This is a genomic window from Streptomyces sp. NPDC054840, from assembly GCF_053611065.1.
In genome coordinates this window covers 1-2,672 of sequence record NZ_JBSGZP010000848.1, presented here as the reverse complement: position 1 = coordinate 2,672, position 2,672 = coordinate 1, and the positions used below count along the sequence as shown (strand labels likewise).

The 2,672-nt window shown below is 73.2% G+C and carries 2 protein-coding genes and 1 pseudogene; all 3 read right to left on the bottom strand.

Translation table 11 applies throughout. The features are described 5' to 3' along the window. A pseudogene (locus ACWGIU_RS34970) lies at positions 1-244 on the bottom strand (acyl-CoA synthetase); the annotation flags it as partial. Between the two features lie 55 nt (positions 245-299). Then, positions 300-893 (bottom strand): lytic polysaccharide monooxygenase auxiliary activity family 9 protein, encoded by a 594-nt coding sequence (locus tag ACWGIU_RS34965; protein ID WP_453712126.1) that lies wholly within the window; start codon positions 891-893, stop codon positions 300-302. Between the two features lie 241 nt (positions 894-1,134). Further along, the coding region (locus ACWGIU_RS34960) for an SPFH domain-containing protein (protein ID WP_453712125.1) at positions 1,135-2,672 on the bottom strand (1,538 nt) is incomplete at its 5' end.

Here is a 2,672-nt window from a genome sequence, read left to right as displayed (position 1 = left end):
GGGCCGCCGCGCCGAGCCAGAACGGGAACTCGGGGGTGTTGTCGAGCAGGACCCCGAGGTGCGGCTCGGCCCCCGGGGGCATGAGGTCGACGAGGAGCGCGGCGCGCGTGGCGGCCGCCTGGGCGGTCCGGTGGTGGGTGAGGACGTACCGTTCGCCGTCCTCGTACATCAGCCCGGGCCGGTGGTCGCCCCATTGGCGCGCTATGAGCTCCGCGACGGTGTCGGGTGCAGTCGTCGTCCGCATGCCGCCGGAGGATAGCTGACGATGTGTCAGAACTGAACGTAGAACTGAACGAACGTCAGAACTGAACGTCGGAGCAGGCGTAGAAGGCCATCGGGGTGTCGTTGACGGTCCAGACGGCCAAGATCAGGTGCCGGCCGGACTTGCCGCTCGGCATGGCGCCCTGGTGCACGGTGGTCATGGCGGGGCGGGCGCCGTTGTAGGCGACGGTGAGGAAGGGCTGGGGTTCGAGGTCGGCGCGGGTGAGGGCCTTGGTGCCGGTCCAGCCGTTCTTGGTGACGTAGTACTTGAAGTCGGTGGTGGAGTGGTTGGCGGTGAACTGCCACCGGAAGGCGTAGCTCTGCCCGCTGGTCACCTTGGTGATGGGCCAGGCGCCGCCGCGCGGGTCGTCGAGCTCGGAGAACTGGGAGAGTCCGCCGGAACATATCTTGCCGTCGGCGGGGCCGGCGACCGGGAACCCCTTGAAGCCCTCGACGCTCTGCGGCTCCCACTGGATCGCGCCGCAGTCGGAGACGGTCCGGTTGGCGCAGAGCTTCTGGCGGCTGATCGGGGTGTCGGTGTAGCCGTGGCTGCTGGCGGCGGGGGCGCTGACGAGGGTGATCCCGGCGACGAGGCCGAGGCCGAGCGCGGCGACGCCGGCCCGTCCGGGCATGCGGATGGGACGCATGATGCTCCTTGAACGTGGGGGGAGTTCGGTGAGAGCGCGCGCGTGTGGGGATTAGGTCTAGACCAAGTCCCAGATTATTGACGAGAGTTGGCCATGTCCATACCAACGGGAAAACGGGTGGTCCGTTACCTTCCGGCCACCCGTTCCCCGAACCGCCGGACTCCAATGAGCTCCGCTGGACTCCGATGGACTCCGCTGGACTCCGCTGAACTCCCCCGGTCGCTCCCTACTCGGAGCGGCCCGTGTAGAAGGCGACCGTGAGGTCCTTCACCAGCGCCTTGCGCTCGTAGTCGTCGAGCTCGACCAGCCCGCGGGAGGTCAGCCGGTGGACGGTGTCGTCGACGGCGTCCACGACCGAGGTCAGCACGGTGTCCCGGTGCTTGGCGTCGATCGCCGCGACCCGGCGGCGGCGCATGGCCTCGGCCACCTCGGCCGCGTACTCGATCCGGGTCGGCTGGGCCGAGAACACCTCGATCCCGACCGCCTCGGTCTCGGCCGCCAGCATCCGGGTCAGGGCGCCACCGACGGCCTCGGCGTCGCGCAGGGTCGGGGCGTCCTCGTGGAAGGCGTCGGCGGGCAGCTGCGACAGCACGCGGGCCATCGCCGATTCGACCTGCTCGGCGAGGTACTCCGTGTGGTCCTCGACGGCGAGGGTGGCGCGTGCGGTGTCCCGGACCTGCCAGACGACCTGGACGACGACCTGGAGGGCGAGGCCGCCCGAGTCCACGGCGGGCATCGGGTCGCTGCGCCAGTGGCGCAGGCGTACGTCGACCCGGCGGCGCAGGAGCAGGGGACTCACCCACGTCAAGCCGGTACGCCGGACCGTGCCGCGGTAGCGGCCGAAGAGGGTGAGCACCCACGCGTGGCCGGTGCGCGCCCGGCCGAGTCCGCCGAGCGACACGAGGGCGACGATGCCGAGGAAGGCGAGCGGCGGCCAGTGGGTGGCGCGCAGGCCGTGGTAGGCGCGGGGGGCCGCCCCGAAGGCGGCCACGAAGGGGGCGGGAACGACCCCGGCCCGCCAGAGCACGGCCACGCAGCCGGCGAGGGCGAGCCCGCCGACGGCCACGCCGACCCAGCCGGGCAGCACCGGGCCGCGGTGCTCGCGGAGCCGGTCGTCGCCGCGGGGGACCCGGCGGCGGCCGGGAGCGGGGCGCGGGCGACGGGCGACGGGCGCGGTGGCTGCGGCGGGTGCGGGTGCGGCCACCACCGGAAGCTGCTGCGTACCGCGGAACGGGAGGTGCACCGGCACCTGGGTGACCGAGGGACCACCCCGGTGGGTTCCGGGGCGCGGGAGGTCCGGCGCGGCGCCCCCCTCGCCCAGGCCGCGGGCCACCGCTTGGGCGACGATCTCGACCGGTCCGGGCCCGGGGATGCCGGAGTCCGGCGCTGGCGCCGCGTTCACGGGGTCGGGCACGGGCACGGGCACGGGCACGGTGACGGTGACGGGTGAGGGCTCGGGATCAGGCTCGAACTCGAACTCGGGCTCGAACTCGAACTCGGGCTCGGGCTCGGGCTCGGGTTCACGCTCGGACTGGAACTCGAACTCGGCTTCCGGTTCGGGCACGGCTTCGGCTTCGAGCACGGCTTCGAGTACGGCGGCGGGCTCGGCGGCGGGCTCGGCTTCGGGCTCGGCGGCGGGCTCGGCTTCGGGCTCGGCGGCGGGCACGGCTTCGAGCACGGCGGCGGGCACGGCTTCGAGCACGGCGGCGGGCACGGTTTCGGGCACGGGCACGGCGGCGGGCTCGGCTTCGGGCACGGTGGCCC

What these genes read in the sequence shown, in the direction of transcription:
- ACWGIU_RS34965 (WP_453712126.1), bottom strand. Translation starts at nt 893, where the DNA reads ATGCCCGGACGGGCCGGCGTCGCCGCGCTCGGCCTCGGCCTCGTCGCC.